Source organism: Pseudomonas sp. Z1-29 (assembly GCF_051131995.1).
Lineage (GTDB): Bacteria > Pseudomonadota > Gammaproteobacteria > Pseudomonadales > Pseudomonadaceae > Aquipseudomonas.
Window position 1 is genome coordinate 1,233,889 of record NZ_CP071645.1, and the last position, 16,103, is coordinate 1,249,991.

15 protein-coding genes are annotated in these 16,103 nt (G+C 61.6%); 5 read left to right on the plus strand and 10 right to left on the minus strand.

What is annotated here, in order from left to right; all coding sequences use genetic code 11:
- The first annotated feature begins 9 nt into the window (after positions 1 to 9).
- The gene (locus J3P84_RS05765; RefSeq protein WP_305499033.1) at positions 10 to 297 is read left to right on the plus strand and encodes a DUF3509 domain-containing protein; all 288 of its coding nucleotides are present in this window, start codon (positions 10 to 12) and stop codon (positions 295 to 297) included.
- A 323-nt stretch (positions 298 to 620) separates the two neighbouring features.
- On the opposite strand, the gene J3P84_RS05770 is transcribed toward J3P84_RS05765, so the two are convergent.
- The gene (locus tag J3P84_RS05770; protein ID WP_434628615.1) at positions 621 to 1,820 is read right to left on the minus strand and encodes a CaiB/BaiF CoA transferase family protein; all 1,200 of its coding nucleotides are present in this window, start codon (positions 1,818 to 1,820) and stop codon (positions 621 to 623) included.
- A 147-nt stretch (positions 1,821 to 1,967) separates the two neighbouring features.
- On the opposite strand from J3P84_RS05770, the gene J3P84_RS05775 reads away from it, so the two are divergent.
- The 3 genes from J3P84_RS05775 (at position 1,968) to J3P84_RS05785 (ending at position 5,833) form a co-directional block, all read left to right on the plus strand.
- Positions 1,968 to 2,510, plus strand: a complete 543-nt coding sequence (locus tag J3P84_RS05775; protein WP_047227511.1) for a YaeQ family protein — start codon at positions 1,968 to 1,970, stop codon at positions 2,508 to 2,510.
- A gap of 143 nt (positions 2,511 to 2,653) precedes the next feature.
- Positions 2,654 to 4,363: a single-stranded-DNA-specific exonuclease RecJ gene (recJ, locus tag J3P84_RS05780; RefSeq protein WP_434628618.1), complete on the plus strand. Its 1,710-nt coding sequence runs from the start codon at positions 2,654 to 2,656 to the stop codon at positions 4,361 to 4,363.
- A gap of 363 nt (positions 4,364 to 4,726) precedes the next feature.
- On the plus strand, positions 4,727 to 5,833 hold the full coding sequence (locus J3P84_RS05785) for an NADH:flavin oxidoreductase/NADH oxidase (RefSeq protein ID WP_434628620.1): 1,107 nt from the start codon (positions 4,727 to 4,729) through the stop codon (positions 5,831 to 5,833).
- A 194-nt stretch (positions 5,834 to 6,027) separates the two neighbouring features.
- Here J3P84_RS05785 and J3P84_RS05790 read toward each other — a convergent pair whose 3' ends face one another.
- Positions 6,028 to 7,653: a glucan biosynthesis protein D gene (locus J3P84_RS05790; protein WP_434628622.1), complete on the minus strand. Its 1,626-nt coding sequence runs from the start codon at positions 7,651 to 7,653 to the stop codon at positions 6,028 to 6,030.
- A gap of 297 nt (positions 7,654 to 7,950) precedes the next feature.
- Between J3P84_RS05790 and J3P84_RS05795 the strand changes: the two genes are divergently transcribed.
- A complete protein-coding gene (locus J3P84_RS05795) occupies positions 7,951 to 8,136 on the plus strand; it encodes a hypothetical protein (RefSeq protein WP_434628624.1) in 186 nt (61 codons plus the stop codon).
- A gap of 37 nt (positions 8,137 to 8,173) precedes the next feature.
- On the opposite strand, the gene J3P84_RS05800 is transcribed toward J3P84_RS05795, so the two are convergent.
- The 8 genes from J3P84_RS05800 to J3P84_RS05835 form a co-directional block, all read right to left on the minus strand.
- Positions 8,174 to 8,470 carry a type II toxin-antitoxin system RelE/ParE family toxin gene (locus J3P84_RS05800; protein ID WP_434628626.1) on the minus strand — a complete coding sequence of 99 codons (297 nt, stop codon included), beginning with the start codon at positions 8,468 to 8,470 and terminating at the stop codon, positions 8,174 to 8,176.
- On the minus strand, positions 8,433 to 8,696 hold the full coding sequence (locus J3P84_RS05805; RefSeq protein WP_434628628.1) for a CopG family ribbon-helix-helix protein: 264 nt from the start codon (positions 8,694 to 8,696) through the stop codon (positions 8,433 to 8,435). Before J3P84_RS05805 ends, J3P84_RS05800 begins: the two co-directional genes overlap by 38 nt.
- A 144-nt stretch (positions 8,697 to 8,840) precedes the next feature.
- Positions 8,841 to 10,265, minus strand: a complete 1,425-nt coding sequence (locus J3P84_RS05810; protein WP_434628630.1) for a gamma-aminobutyraldehyde dehydrogenase — start codon at positions 10,263 to 10,265, stop codon at positions 8,841 to 8,843.
- 147 nt (positions 10,266 to 10,412) lie between these two features.
- Complete coding sequence (locus J3P84_RS05815; protein WP_434628632.1) at positions 10,413 to 11,225, minus strand: ABC transporter permease; 813 nt, start codon at positions 11,223 to 11,225, stop codon at positions 10,413 to 10,415.
- On the minus strand, positions 11,215 to 12,162 hold the full coding sequence (locus J3P84_RS05820; protein ID WP_434628634.1) for an ABC transporter permease: 948 nt from the start codon (positions 12,160 to 12,162) through the stop codon (positions 11,215 to 11,217). Before J3P84_RS05820 ends, J3P84_RS05815 begins: the two co-directional genes overlap by 11 nt.
- A 1-nt stretch (position 12,163) precedes the next feature.
- Entirely contained in the window at positions 12,164 to 13,201 is a 1,038-nt protein-coding gene (locus tag J3P84_RS05825) for an ABC transporter ATP-binding protein (RefSeq protein WP_434628636.1), read from the minus strand.
- Between the two features lie 103 nt (positions 13,202 to 13,304).
- On the minus strand, positions 13,305 to 14,456 hold the full coding sequence (gene ydcS / locus J3P84_RS05830) for a putative ABC transporter substrate-binding protein YdcS (RefSeq protein WP_434628638.1): 1,152 nt from the start codon (positions 14,454 to 14,456) through the stop codon (positions 13,305 to 13,307).
- Between the two features lie 90 nt (positions 14,457 to 14,546).
- Entirely contained in the window at positions 14,547 to 16,004 is a 1,458-nt protein-coding gene (locus J3P84_RS05835; RefSeq protein ID WP_434628640.1) for a gamma-aminobutyraldehyde dehydrogenase, read from the minus strand.
- Positions 16,005 to 16,103 lie beyond the last annotated feature (99 nt).

Sequence of the window (16,103 nt, forward strand, 5' to 3'; positions counted from 1 at the left end):
GGTGATCGAATGGAAAGTATCAGCCTGTTGCTCAATGAAGCCTTGAGCCCGTATCAGGTCACGCTCACGCCCTCCGGTACCAAAGGCGAATGCCTGGTAACGCTGAAGAATTCCTCGGGGGCCATCATGGTCGAACGGCTGTTCAACCAGGCCCAGCTGACCGACAAGCGCCAATTGACCGACGTGGTCGACGGCCTGCATCGCGATGTGCTGATTGCCGAGGGGCGGCTGGAGCCGTGTGTCATCGCGGCGTTACGTAACGTGGCGCGCGACAAGGTCATGCTTGCTGCCAATTGAGTGACATCCCGCGGGAACCTTCCTACGTTCTAGCGAGTCAGACTTTTTACCAACAAGAGCAAGCATTGTGCTCCGGTGCCTGTAGCTTGTTGTACGGACCTTTAAGGGTCACGTTTAACCCCGAGTTGTCTCCCCACTTCTCGGGGTTTCTTTTTGCCTGGTGTTTATGGCCACGGTGCTCTGCATCAGGCAAAACAGACCCCTTGTGGGAGCGAGCCTGCTCGCGAAAGCGGTTTGTCAGTCAATAGCAGGTTGACTCGTCCGATGCCTTCGCGAGCAGGCTCGCTCTCACGGTGGATCTTCAGCTATCCGAAGAATTTGCCTCAGACGGCGCCGTCGGTGCGCAGCCTGGCGACCTGCTGCGCATCGTAGCCAAGCTCACCGAGCACCTCTGCCGTGTGCTCGCCCAATGCTGGCCCGACCCATTCTGCTGTTCCCGGTGTGTCGGAAAGCTTCGGTACGATCCCAGGCATCTTGAACGCCTTGCCATCCGGCAGCCTGGCTTGCAGGAACATCTCGCGGGCGAGAAATTGCGGGTCGCTGAACATGTCCTCGGCACTGAAGATCCGGCTCGCCGGCACGCCGGCCTGGTTCAACTGGTCGATGACGGCATCCAACGGCAGCGAGTTGACCCAGCGATCAATGACCCCATACAACTCGTCGCGGCGTTCGTCACGGCCATCATTGCTGGCCAGCTGGGGGTCGTTCGCCAGGTCGTCCCGGCCGATGACCTGCATGAAACGCTTGAAGATGGCGTCACCGTTGGCGCCGATCTGTACATGCTTGCCGTCGGCGCTGGTGTGGATAGACGACGGCGTGATACCAGGCATGATATTGCCGGTGCGTTCGCGGATGAAACCGAACACGTCGAACTCCGGCACCATGCTTTCCATCATGGCGAAAATCGCTTCGTATAGCGCCACGTCCACCACCTGGCCGGTCCCACCGTTGACCTCCCGGTGACGCAAGGCCATCAGCGCGCCGATCACCCCCCAGAGCGCGGCGATCGAGTCGCCGATGGAGATACCGGTGCGCACCGGTGGGCGATCCTCGAAGCCGGTGATGTAGCGCAGGCCTCCCATCGACTCACCGACGGCGCCGAACCCGGGCTGATCCTTCATCGGCCCGGTCTGGCCGAAGCCTGATAGCCGGACCATGACCAGCTTCGGATTCAGTGCGTGCAACACGTCCCAGCCCAGGCCGAGCTTTTCCAGCACGCCGGGGCGAAAGTTCTCGATCAGGATGTCGGCTTCGCCAAGCAGTTTTTTCAGGATCGCCAGGCCTTCGGGGTGCTTGAGGTTCAGCGTCACGGACTTTTTGTTGCGTGCCTGGACGAACCACCACAAGGACGTACCTTCATACAATTTGCGCCACTTGCGCAGCGGATCGCCGCCGTCCGGCGATTCGACCTTGATGACCTCGGCACCGAATTCACCGCAGATGCGCGAGGCAAAAGGGCCGGCGATCAGCGTGCCGAGTTCGATGACCTTGACGCCGGCAAGAGGTTTGGCAGTAAGCGACATGACGGATCCTGTAGGACAAAGGCAGAACGAATAGAGCGTTTTATCATAGGCCGACCATCGTCGCCGCAGGTTGATGGTCGGCAATTCGTGGATTAGCCGTCGCATCGGTTAGACTTGCCGCCTTTCCTCGTATCAAGAAGCCCGTTCATGGCCCAGCCGTCCACGACCTACAAGTTTGAACTGAACCTCACTGACCTCGACCGCAGCGTGTACGAGAATGTGAAGCAGACCATTGCCCGCCATCCTTCGGAAACCGAGGAGCGCATGACCGTGCGCCTCTTGGCCTACGCGTTCTGGTACAACGAGCTGCTGGCGTTTGGTCGTGGGCTGTCGGATGTCGACGAACCCGCGCTGTGGGAAAAAAGTCTGGATGACCGTGTGCTGCACTGGATCGAAGTAGGCCAGCCGGATGCCGATCGCCTGACCTGGTGCTCGCGCCGCACCGAGCGCACCAGCCTGCTGGCCTACGGCAGCCTGCGGGTATGGGAAGGCAAGGTGATCCCCGCGGTGAAGAACCTGAAGAACGTGAACATTGCCGCCGTCCCCCAGGAAGTGCTTGAAACCCTGGCCAAGGACATGCCACGGGTGATCAAGTGGGACGTGATGATCAGCGAAGGGACGATCTTCGTGACCGACGACCGTGGCCAGCATGAGGTTCAGTTGCAATGGTTGCTGGGCGAGCGTGGCTGAGCCGTTGTGGGAGCGAGCCTGCTCGCGAAGAGGGTAGATCAGCTTGCATCTGGAAAAAAATGATTCACCGCTTCGCGAGCAGGCTCGCTCCCACACAAAATCTTTCCATTTTTCATGATTGATAGAGAAAACACCGTTACCCCATGCGCATAGAACCCCGCCAGTTACCCGCCACCCTGCCGTTTCTCGGTGACCTGCCGCCGTTGTTGACCCGTCTTTACGCAGCACGTGGCGTGCAGTCCGAAGCGGAGCTGGACAAGAGCCTGGCGCGCCTGATTCCTTATCAGCAACTCAAGGGGATCGATGCCGCGGTGGACCTGCTGGTGGTGGCGCTGGAGCAGCGTCAGCGCATCCTCATCGTCGGCGATTTTGATGCCGATGGCGCGACCGCCACTACCGTGGGCATGCTTGGTCTGCGCCTGCTCGGTGCGGCCCATGTCGACTACCTGGTGCCCAATCGCTTTGAATATGGCTATGGCCTCACGCCGGAAATCGTCGAAGTCGCCCTGACACGCGCGCCGCAATTGTTGGTCACCGTGGACAACGGCATCTCCAGCGTGGAAGGCGTGGCAGCGGCGAAAGCGGCCGGCCTCAAGGTGCTGGTCACCGACCACCACTTGCCGGGGCTCGAATTGCCGGCGGCCGATGCCATCGTCAACCCGAACCAGCCCGGTTGTGAGTTCCCGAGCAAGGCACTGGCGGGTGTCGGGGTGATCTTTTATGTGCTGATGGCCCTGCGGGCCCGTCTGCGCAGCCTCGGTTGTTATGCCAGCAAGCCGCAGCCGAACATCGGCGAACTGCTCGACCTGGTGGCGCTGGGCAGCGTCGCCGACGTGGTGCCGCTGGATGCCAACAACCGGATCCTGGTGCACCAGGGCCTGGAGCGTATTCGCGCCGGACGCGCCCGGCCCGGCATCAAGGCCATCCTCGAAGTAGCCAAGCGCGATCACTCGCGCATCACTTCCACCGACCTCGGTTTCATCCTCGGACCGCGCCTGAATGCGGCGGGGCGGCTGGATGACATGAGCCTGGGTATCGAATGCCTGCTTACCGATGACCCGGCGCTGGCGCGGGACATGGCGGCGCAGCTTGATGGCATGAACCAGGACCGCAAATCCATCGAACAGGGCATGCAACGTGAAGCCATGGCCCAGCTCAAGGATCTGCCGGTGGAGTCGATGCCGTTCGGCTTGTGCCTGTTCGATCCGCAATGGCACCAGGGCGTCATCGGGATCCTGGCGTCACGCATGAAAGAGCGCTATTTCCGTCCGACCATTGCTTTCGCCGATGCCGGGGACGGCCTGCTCAAAGGGTCGGGCCGCTCGGTGCCGGGATTTCATATCCGCGATGCGTTGAGCGTTGTCGCGGCGCAGCATCCGACCCTGATCAGCAAATACGGCGGTCACGCCATGGCGGCGGGACTGACGTTGCCGGAGGCGAACTTTGCCTTGTTTGCCGAGGCTTTTGACGCGGAGGTGCGCCGGCAACTACGTGAAGAAGACCTGACGGGGCGGCTGTTGTCGGATGGCTCTCTGGCGGTGGAAGAGTTCCACCTGGAACTGGCCCGGGCACTGCGCCATGCCGGGCCGTGGGGACAGCATTTTCCGGAGCCGGTGTTCCACGGCGTGTTCCAGCTGGTCGAGCAGCGAGTGGTGGGTGAACGGCACCTGAAGGTCATTCTCAAGACTGAGTGCGGTTCGGTGAAACTCGATGGCATAGCCTTCGGCATTGATCGGGAAATCTGGCCCAACCCCACCGTGCGCTGGGTAGAGCTGGCCTATAAGCTTGACCTCAACGAGTTCCGTGGCCAGGAAACGGTGCAGTTGATGATTGCTCATATCGAACCGCGGTAGCCGAACATAGGCCGCAATGCTCAGGCTCCATTTTGGCAAGGTGATTTATTGTGGTGAGGGGATTTATCCCCGTTGGGCTGCATAGCAGCCCCCCAAATCCCATTGACTGGGATCACGACTGCTTCGCAGCCGAACGGGGATAAATCCCCTCGCCACAAACAGGTCTCGAAGCAAGCATGGCGGTTTTTGACTTCTGAACCCTTCCTCCTCCCCGGTTGTCGACTAGTCTCTAAGCACTGCTTGATAGGCCTTGTGACGTCTTGTCGATTGTTTTGCCCGCGGGGGCGGGTGTTGCACCGTTTGTCACTCGTCGACTTTTCAAACAGAACCCTGGAGCCTGCCCACTGATTCGAGAGGTGCCCCATGAGTCTGCTGCTGGAACCTTATACCCTTCGTCAACTGACCCTGCCCAATCGCATCGCGGTTTCGCCGATGTGCCAGTATTCGAGCGCCGATGGCCTGGCCAACGACTGGCATCTGGTGCACCTCGGCAGTCGTGCCGTGGGCGGTGCCGGCCTGGTGTTCACCGAAGCCACCGCCGTCACGGCCGATGGCCGGATTACCGCCGAGGACCTCGGGTTGTGGAACGATGAACAGATCGAGCCTTTGCAACGCATCACCCGGTTCATAACCGCCCAAGGCGCCGTGCCTGGCATCCAGCTGGCCCACGCCGGGCGCAAGGCAAGCACCTGGCGGCCCTGGCTGGGCAAGCACGGCAGCGTCAAGCCGGAAGAGGGCGGCTGGGTTCCGGTCGGCCCTTCGCCGATTGCCTTCGACCCCCAGCACACCCAACCGAAGCAGCTCGATGAAGCACAGATCGCCGACGTCATCCAGGCGTTCGTCGACGCGGCCAAACGCGCCCTGACGGCAGGTTTCAAGGTCGTCGAGGTGCATGCTGCCCATGGCTACCTGCTGCACCAGTTCCTGTCGCCGTTGAGCAATCAGCGGCGGGATCAATACGGTGGGTCGTTTGAAAATCGTATCCGCCTGGTACTGCAAGTGACCGAAGCGGTCCGGGCCGTATGGCCGGAGGAGCTGCCGGTTTTTGTTCGGGTATCCGCCACCGACTGGGTCGAAGACGGCTGGAACCCCGATGAAACGGTGGAACTGGCGCGGCGATTCCGGGCGCTGGGGGTGGACTTGATCGATGTGTCGTCGGGCGGTACCGCCGCCAACGCCGAGATTCCCACCGGCCCTGGCTACCAGACGCGCTTCGCCGAGCGGGTGCGCAAGGAGTCGGAAATCGCCACTGGCACGGTCGGGATGATCACCGAGCCGGCCCAGGCCGAACACATCCTGCGCACCTGCCAGGCCGATATTATCTTCCTCGCTCGCGAGCTGTTGCGCGATCCGTACTGGGCGCTGCATGCCGACGACGACCTGGGCGGACGCAAGGCCACCTGGCCGGCGCAGTACCAGCGGGCGACGCATCGGGATCAGCCGATCCATGAGTCGGATTTGCGCGACTGAGCGGCCGCTGAAACAAAAAGCCCCGGTCTCATTGGCCGGGGCTTTTTGTTTATCAGGTGAGTTATTCGGTGGATGTACCGCCCTCATCGTCGGATCGCCGCCCGGAGCAAGCTCGCTCCCACAAATGAATCACAGGGCATTCCACTGTGGGAGCGAGCCTGCTCGCGAAGGCGTCATTTCTGACGCAGCAGGGCTCAGGGGTACTTACGCTTATCCGGCGCCGGCGGGAAGTACTGGTACAACCAGGTCTCGCTCAGCGTCCGGTCCTTGGAGCGAATGAACAGGCGCATCTCCACCGGGTCCACGCGATCGTCGGTCGGGTACCAGTCGAAGGTGATGCGATAACCCTTGATCGCGTCCAGCACCAGCACGTTGAAATCCTTGACCTCGCCGTGGGAGCAGGTCACCACCGGCTCGATGCCGGTGCCCGCTGGCAACTGATCGAGACCGCCACCGGTGAAGTCCACCGCGAAGCGCCGTGCCCAGACGGTGGGGTAGTGTTCGCCGGGAGCCCAGCCTTCGATGAAGCCGCCCATGCCGGAACGGGTGGCGTCGACGCGGGCCAGGTCCGTGCTGACCGGCGGCAGGGCGCTCCAGTAGAGTTTGTAGCCATAGTTCAACGAATCGCCGGCAGCGACCGGTTTTTTCGGCGTCCAGAACGCAACGATGTTATCCAGGGTCTCGCCGGTGGTAGGAATTTCCAGCAGGTCGACCGAGCCTTCGCCCCAAGCGGTCGTAGGTTCGACCCACAGGCTTGGCCGTTTGCTGTACCAGTCCACGGTGTCCTGGTAACTCTCGAAGTCGTGGTCGGTCTGCACCAGGCCGAAACCTTTCGGGTTGTTGTCGGCGAAAGCATTGAACTGCAGGGTGGCGGGGTTGTTCAGCGGACGGCAGACCCACTCGCCGTTGCCGCGCCACATGGCCAGGCGATCGGAGTCGTGGATCTGCGGGTGAATGGTGTCGCACATGCGTCGCTCGACGGTGCCGCAACTGAACATGCTGGTCATCGGTGCGATGCCCAACTGCTCGATGGCGGTACGCGCGTTGACGTGCGCGTCGACTTCCATCACCACCCGGGTAGGCTGGCAGTCGATGTCAAAGCGGTAGGCACCGGTGGCGCTCGGTGAGTCGAGCAGGGCATAGACCACGAAGCGGGTGCTGTTCTTGTCCGGCGTTTCGAACCAGAACTTGGTGAAGTCCGGGAATTCCTCGCGTTTTTTCGCATACGTGTCGATGGCCAGGCCGCGGGCAGACAAGCCGTACTGGCCGGTGGCGTCCACCGCGCGGAAATAACTGGCGCCGAGAAACGAAACAATGTCGTGCCGGTCCAGCTCCGGTGCCTTGAACACCCGGAACCCTGCGAACCCGAGGTCGCCGGTGAGCTGCGAGGTATTGACCGTGGTCTTCTCGTAGTTGAACAGTTCCGGGCGAAAGTGTACTTCACGCGCCATGCGGGTCTTCGGGTCGACACTGTACATGCGCACCGGCTGCTTGAAGCCCATGCCGACATGGAAAAACTGCACGTCCAGCTTGCCGTCCAGTTCATTCCACAGCGAATGATTGGCGTCGTACTGGATGGCATTGAACTGCAAGGGGGACATCTGCGCCAGCGTCGGCGGCAGGACTTGCTTGGTGTCGACGTAGCGGCTTGCGGCCAGTCGCAGGGCCTGGTCTTTCAATTGGTTGAAATCGAAGGGACGGGCTTCGCCGTCGGCGGTCTGATCGGCAGCCCAGGCACGCGCGGCCATGAGCCCGGAGGCCGACAGTCCGGTGTAGGCGGCGAAGGCCATGGAGGCCTTGAGCAGATTCCTGCGGTGCATAAATACAACCTTATCTGAAGACAATCCCGAGCCGATCCTGGCAACAGAGACTGGTAAAGGAGTTCGGACATGCCTTTGGCCAAACGCGACGAACGTTAGAACAGATGCCTGAGAGCTGGATCGGTTCACCGAAACGCAAAATCATAGGGGAAATGCCCGCTTGGAGAGATGGGAAAGCGTGGCTTGGTTAAAAATTCTTACAGTTATTTCTGTTTTTGTGAGGATTCGGGAATTTTTTGATCAATTACTTTAAGACTGTCTTTCTACGCTTTGAATCGACGTAACGAAGGACAACCCATGACCAAAGTACAGAGCATTACCGAAATGCTGGGGATCTTTCCTGGCCTGACCAGAATACGGAGCAAACGCCCGCTCAGCCTGGAGGAAGCGAGGCTGGTCGAACGTTATCGAGAGTTGTCGGAAAGCGACCGGATCGCCATGCGTTATCTGATGGATGCGATGGGCCGTGCTTCGCGGTTTTGAAAGTCGTCGCAACGGGGCTAGCAGCCGGCCGCCCTTATTATGCTGACCAGTCCTGAGAACGTTCGCTGCGTTGATGCAGTATCCGCAAGACCTGTAATTGTCCGTCCTTGAGCCGATAGGGGGCAACGAACGGGTAGCGCGTCAGCACCAGCTCCCGAATATCGGGGACCACTGAAGGACGCCCCGAGCCGGGAAAACGTTGCAGTTGGCGCAGCGATTCCAGAATCGTGGCGATGACATCGTCAGCGCCTTCTGCGCCGAGTGCGCTTTGGTAATGTTCGTGGATCGAGTCGAGGTCACTTTGTGCTTTGTTGGTCAGTACGATGCTCGGCACGCTTTGCCCACTTAGCCTTCACGGCATCCAGATCGGTCAGATTCCCGGCGTCGGCATCCGCTATGCCTTCGCTGATCGCTTGCAGGTGCCAGGACTCGGCCTCTACGTATCGAACCAATGCACGCTTCAGGTGATATTGACGGTCGCGGTCGGTGGCGGCAGCCAGCAAGTCCAGCTGTTGGGCCAAACCTTCTTCCACGCGGAAGGACAAAACGGGCGAGGCCATGGGGATCTCCAAAGTGTATACGTTGTAGACACACTAGGCGGTACCAGGTTTTCCGTCAACCGGCGAGCGTGCGCCGATCGACGAAAACCTTAGCAGGACGAACTCATGGCAGGCGTTGGCATGTGTTGCCAACATTGTCTCGTATCAATGCTTGAACATCACATGCCGCACCACCGTGTAATCCTCCAGCCCATACATCGACATGTCTTTGCCATAGCCAGAACGTTTCTGACCGCCATGGGGCATTTCGCTGACGAGCATGAAGTGCGTATTCACCCAGGTGCAGCCGTATTGCAGGCGTGCCGACAAGCGATGGGCACGGCCGATGTCGGCGGTCCACACCGATGAGGCCAGGCCGTAGTCCGAATCGTTGGCCCAGGCCAGCACTTGTGCTTCCTCATGGAATGGCGTGACGGACACCACAGGACCGAACACTTCGCGGCGGACAATTTCGTCGTCCTGCTGGACGTCGGCCAGCACCGTCGGTTCGAAGAAGAAGCCGTTGCCGTCCACGGCCTTGCCACCGGTGACCAGGCGGATGTGGGGCTGGGCGATGGCCCGCTCGACGAAGCCGGCCACGCGGTCGCGGTGCTGAGCGGTGATCAACGGTCCCATCTCGGTATCGGGTTCGTTCTGCAGGCCGTACTTGATACTGGCGACGGCGGCGCCGAGTTTTTCGACAAATTTGTCGTAGATGCCTTGCTGGGCATAGATGCGGCAGGCGGCCGTGCAGTCCTGGCCGGCGTTGTAGAAGCCGAAGGTGCGGATGCCTTCCACCGCAGCATCAATGTCGGCGTCATCGAAGATGATCACCGGGGCCTTGCCGCCCAGCTCCATGTGCGTGCGCTTGACGCTCTCGGCGGTGCTGGAAATGATGTTCGAGCCGGTGGCGATGGACCCGGTCAGGGAAACCATGCGGACTTTCGGGTGCGTGACGAGCGGCTGGCCGACGGTTTGCCCGCGTCCGAAAACGACGTTGAGCACACCTGCCGGGAAAATTTCCGACGCCAGTTCCGCCAGGCGCAACGCGGTCAGTGGCGTCTGTTCCGACGGCTTGAGCACCACCGTATTACCGGCGGCCAGGGCCGGGGCGATTTTCCAGGCGACCATCATCAACGGGTAGTTCCACGGGGCGATGGAAGCGATCACGCCCACCGGGTCGCGACGGATCATCGAGGTGTGCCCCGGCAGGTACTCGCCGCCCGCCGAGCCGTTCATGCAACGGCTGGCGCCGGCGAAGAAACGGAACACATCGGCGATCGCCGGGATTTCATCGTTCAGCGCGGCGCTCAATGGCTTGCCGCAGTTGTCCGATTCGAGCCTGGCCAGTTCTTCACCATTGGCCTCGATGGCATCGGCCAGCTTGAGCAGCAGCAGGGAGCGGTCCTTGGGCGGCACTTGCGACCAGGCATCGAAAGCGCTGTCGGCGGCGCGCACGGCGGCATCGACCTGGGCTTCGCTGGCTTCATTTATTTCCACCAGGACCCGGCCCAGCGCCGGATTGAAAACGGCCTGGCCAGGGCCGTCGCCGTTCACCAGATGGCCGTTGATCAACAGTTTGGTTTGCATGTCCGTGTCCTCTTGAACGCTGTTGTTTTCCTGTGGGAGCGAGCCTGCTCGCGATGGCGATGCAACAGTCGACATCTCTGCTGAATGCCGATCTGTCATCGCGAGCAGGCTCGCTCCCACATGGGATAGTTTTCATTGGGGCCTTGGTTACTTCCCACCACTCCCCGCCACGCTCTCCCCACCGCGCGTCAGGTAATACGCGCCGAGTATCGGCAGCATCGTCACCAACATCACCAGCATCGCCACCACATTGGTCACTGGCACGTCGCGAGGGCGGCTGAGCTGGTTGAGCAGCCAGAGCGGCAGCGTGCGCTCATGGCCGGCGGTGAACGTGGTGACGATGATTTCATCGAACGACAAGGCAAACGCCAGCATCCCGCCGGCCAGCAAGGCCGACCCCAGATTAGGCAGGACGATGTAGCGAAAGGTCTGCCAGCCGTCGGCGCCCAGGTCCATCGACGCTTCGATCAGGCTGTGGGAGGTGCGGCGCAGACGGGCGATGACGTTGTTGTAGACGATCACCACGCAGAAGGTCGCATGACCGACGATGATGGTGAACATGCCGGGTTCGATGCCCAGGGTCTTGAAGGTCGCCAACAGCGCGATGCCGGTGATGATCCCTGGCAGCGCAATCGGCAGGATCAGCATCAGCGAGATACCCTGCTTGCCGAAAAAATCACGGCGGTACAGTGCCGCAGACGCGAGTGTGCCGAGCACCATGGCGATCAGGGTGGCGACGGCTGCGATCTGCAATGACAACTTGATCGCCTCCAGCACGTCCGGGCGCGAGAAGGCGACGCTGAACCACTTCAGGGTCAGGCCCTTGGGCGGGAAGCTGAACGCAGCGTCTTCGGTGTTGAAGGCATAGAGGAAAATGATCAGGATCGGGAAATGCAGGAACACCAGCCCGCCCCATGCAGCTATCCGCAAGCCCCACGAAGCCTTGGAGTCAGAGTGCATCGAAAGCCCCCAGTCGCTTGACGACAGACAGATAGATGGCAATCAGCACGATGGGCACCAGCGTGAACGCCGCGGCCATGGGCATGTTGCCGATGGCGCCTTGCTGGGCGTAGACCATGCTGCCAACGAAGTAGCCCGGCGGGCCCACCAGTTGGGGCACGATGAAATCCCCCAGGGTCAGCGAAAAGGTGAAGATCGAGCCGGCGGCAATGCCCGGGATCGACAGCGGCAGGATTACCTGCATGAAGGTCTGGCGTGGCCTGGCGCCGAGGTCCGCCGAAGCTTGCAGCAGCGACGGCGGCAGCCGTTCCAGGGAGGCCTGGATCGGCAGGATCATGAACGGCAGCCAGATGTAGACGAACACCAGGAAGCGCCCCAGGTGCGAAGTAGACAGCGTGCTGCCACCGACGCCGGGAATGCCCAGCACGAACTGCAACACCGGCCCCAGCCCCAGGTGCTGGATGAACCACTGCGCCACGCCGCCCTTGGCCAGCAGCAGTGTCCAGGCGTAGGCCTTGACGATGTAGCTGGCCCACATCGGCAGCATCACCGCGATGTAGAAAAACGCCTTGGTCTTGCCGCTGGTGTAGCGCGCCATGTAGTAGGCGATCGGGAAGGCGACAATGGCGCTGGCGATGGACACCGCGATCGCCATGGTCAATGTCCGCGCAATGATGTCGAAATTCGACGGCTGGAACAGCGCCGAAAAATTCGCCAGGGTCAGGTCCGGCGTGACCGCCATGGTGAAGTCGTCGAAGGTATAGAAGCCTTGCCACAGCAAGGTCAGCAGCGAGCCCAGGTAGATCGCGCCAAACCAGATCAGCGGTGGCACCAGCAACAGCGACAGGTACAGGTTGGGACGCCGGTACAGCAGGTTCGAAAAGCGTCGCAACGGCGTACCGTGTGTCTCGGTTCGAGTCATGGCCAGGGTGCTCATCTCAGGCCTCGCTGCCGGCGGTATCGTGCAGGGCAACCATTGCCTCGCGGGCCCAGCGTACGGCGAGATGCTGGCCGGTATGGTGCTGGGCGCCGCTGTCGTTCCATTGGCTGTTGGCTTGGCTGAGGCTCAAGGTCTGGCCGTTTTCCAGCTTCAACTCGTAGCGCGTGGCGCTGCCCTGGTACTGGATGTCGTGAAGCAGACCGCTGACTTCGATTTCATCGCCGGCCAGCGGACCTTCGGCAAAGCGCACATGTTCCGGGCGGATCGAGAACGGCTGTGGATAACCGCTCAGTTGCCTGGCCAACTCACCGCGAATCACGTTGGAAGTGCCGACGAATTCGGCGACGAAGGTGGTGGCCGGCTTCATGTACAGGTTGCGTGGGGTATCGACCTGTTCGATCCGGCCCTTGTTGAACACCGCCACGCGATCGGACATCGACAGGGCCTCGGTCTGGTCGTGGGTAACAAAGATGAAGGTGATACCCAGCTGGCGTTGCAGTTTTTTCAACTCGCTTTGCATCTGTTCGCGCAGCTTCAGGTCGAGCGCGCCCAAGGGCTCATCCAGCAGCAACACACGCGGGCGATTGACCAGCGCGCGGGCCAGGGCGACACGCTGGCGCTGGCCACCAGACAGTTGCACCGGCTTGCGTTCGCCATAGCCGCCCAGGGCAACCATCTCCAGCGCTTCATCGGCGCGCCTGATGCGCTCGGCCTTGGCGACGCCTTTGACTTTCAGGCCGTAGGCGACGTTGTCGCGTACGTTCATGTGCGGGAACAGGGCGTAGTCCTGGAACACCGTGTTGACGTCCCGCTGATACGGCGCGAGCCCGACGGCTTCCTCCCCATGGATGCGAATCGAACCGGCGCTGGGCTGCTCGAACCCGGCAATCAGCCGCAGGCAAGTGGTCTTGCCCGAGCCGGACGGGCCGAGCATGGAAAAGAACTCGCCGTCCTGGATGTCGATGGAGACCCGGTCAACGGCCTTCACCTCGCCGAACTGACGGGAAACGTGAGTGAACTGGACGGCAAGCGTCATGGTGCGGTGCTCCAGAAAGCGGGGCGTTAATCCGTGTTATTGAGGCACAAACCTGTGGCGAGGGGATAAATCCCCTCGCCACAAAAGCAGTGTTCGGCTGCGTTTAGCGTCCACCCATGATCGCAATGTAATCCTGCGTCCAGCGGCTGTACGGCACGAACTTGCCGCCCTCGGCTTGTGGGGTTTTCCAGAAGGCGATCTTGTCGAACTGGTCGAACCCGTTGGTCTTGCAGCCCTCGGCGCCCAGCAGTTCGCTTGCCTTGCACGCCTCGGGCACGGCCGGCAACGAGCCGAACCAGGCGGCTACGTCGCCCTGGACTTTCGGCTGCAGCGACCAGTCCATCCATTTATATGCGCAGTTGGGGTGCTTGGCCTCGGCGTGCAGCATCGTCGTGTCAGCCCAGCCGGTGGCGCCTTCCTTGGGGATGGTCGAGGCGATCGGCTGTTTTTCGTTGATCAGGCCGTTGACCTGGTATGGCCAGGCGCCGGATGCGACCACGCCTTCGTTCTTGAAATCGCTCATCTGCACGGTCGTGTCATGCCAGTAGCGGTGGATCAACGGCTGCTGGGCACGCAGTAATTCCAGCACGGCCTTGTACTGGGCCTCGTCGAGTTGATACGGATCCTTGATGCCCAGCTCGGGCTTGGCGGTCTTGAGGTAGAGCGCCGCGTCGGCGATGTAGATCGGCCCATCGTAGGCTTGCACCCGGCCCTTGTTCGGCTTGCCGTCGGGCAGGTTCTGCGCCTCGAACAGGACGCTCCAGCTGGTCGGCGCTTGCTTGAATACTTCGGTGTTGTACATCAGTACGTTCGGCCCCCACTGGTACGGCGTCCCGTAGGTCTGTTGGCTGACCACGTACCACGGCGCGTCCTTGAGGCGCGGGTCGAGGTTTTTCCAGTTGGCGATCAACGCGGTGTTGATCGGCTGCACGCGTTTGCCGGCAATCAGCCGTAGCGAGGCATCGCCCGACGCGGTGACCAGGTCGTAGCCGCCCTTGGTCATCAGGCTGACCATTTCGTCGGAGGTGGCGGCGGTCTTGACGTTGACCTTGCAGCCGGTTTCTTTCTCGAAACCAGTGACCCAGTCGTAGGCCTTGTCGCTTTCGCCGCGTTCGATGTAGCCCGGCCAGGCGACGATATCCAGTTGGCCTTCGCCAGCGCCAATGGCCTTGAGCGGTTCGGCGGCCTGGAGGCTGGCGCTGGCCAGCAGCGCCGTGGTGATTGCACTGAGCAATGCGGTCTTGTGCGCGTACATGGAAATCCCTCTTGCTTTAATTATGGTCGGGGCAGTTTTCGGACGGGGTGAAGCGCCATGGCTGGCCTGTTATTAGAGTAGTGCTGTTCCCTACAGATGCTGGCCGTGGCGGGCCATGATGTGGCGCACCACGCTGTAGTCCTGAAGCGAATCGCTGGACAGGTCCTTCCCATAGCCCGAGCGTTTCAGGCCGCCGTGGGGCATTTCGCTGACCAGCATGAAATGACTGTTGATCCAGGTGCAGCCGTATTGCAGCCGCGCCGCCACCTGCATCGCCTTGTCGAGGTTCTGAGTCCAGACCGAGGAGGCCAGGCCGTATTCCGAATCGTTGGCCCAGTCCACCGCCTGGCTGAGTTCATCGAAACGGGTCACGGTGACCACCGGGCCGAATACTTCGCGCTGGACGATCTCGTCGCTTTGCTTGCAGCCCGCCAACAGCGTGGGCTGGTAATAGAAACCGGCGCCGGAATGCACCGCCGCGCCGGTGATGCGCTCGATATGCGGCTGGCCGAGGGCACGCTCGACGAAACTGGCGACGCGGTCGCGCTGGCGGGTGCTGATCAGCGGGCCGATTTCGTTGTCGGCGTCGCGCTTGCCGGCAAAGCGCAGGCTGCTGACCGCCGCGCCGAGTTCAGCCACCAGCCGGTCGTGAATCCCGGCCTGGGCGTAGATCCGGCACGCGGCGGTGCAATCCTGGCCGGCGTTGTAGTAGCCATAGGTGCGTACACCCTCGACCACTGCCTGCAGGTCGGCGTCGTCACAGACGATCACCGGGGCCTTGCCGCCCAGTTCCAGGTGCGTGCGCTTGAGGGTTTTTGCCGCGGCCTGGAGGATTTTCTGGCCGGTGACGATATCGCCCGTCAACGAGACCATGCGCACCTTGGGGTGACTGACCAGATGACTGCCGACGCCTTCGCCGCCACCGCAGATGACGTTGATGACGCCGCGCGGCAGGATCTCGGCCAGGATCGGCGCCAGGGCCAGGATCGACAGCGGCGTGTGTTCCGAAGGCTTGAACACCAGGGTATTGCCGGCGGCCAGGGCTGGGGCGATTTTCCAGGCCGCCATCATGATCGGGTAGTTCCAGGGCGCAATGGACGCCACCACGCCAATCGGGTCGCGACGCACCATGCTGGTGTAGCCCGGCAAGTATTCGCCGCTGAGCTGGCCGGTCTGGCAGCGTACGGCGCCGGCAAAAAAACGGAACACATCCACCGTGGCGCTCAGGTCGTCCTGACGCGCCAGGTGCAGTGGCTTGCCACAGTTCAGGGATTCGAGAAGGGCCAGGTGGTCGGCATTTTTTTCAATAGCGCCGGCGATCTCCAACAGCAGGTTCGAGCGTTGTTGCGGCGTGGTGCGCGACCAGCCGTCAAAGGCCTGATGAGCCGCGAGGATCGCGGCTTCGACCTGTTCGGTACTGGCCTCGGCGATATGGGCGAGCACTTCACCGGTGGCCGGGTTGAGGATCGGCTCGACAAAGCCCTCGCCGGGTACGCTTTCGCCGTCGATCAACAACGCTGTACATAACGGGGTTTGCGTGCCGGCCATATCGCCTTCTCTTTTTTATAACGGTGAACACAGGCCCTGTGGGAGCGAGCTTGCTCGCGATAGCGGTGTGACAGGCAGCATTAAATTGACTGAAAGACC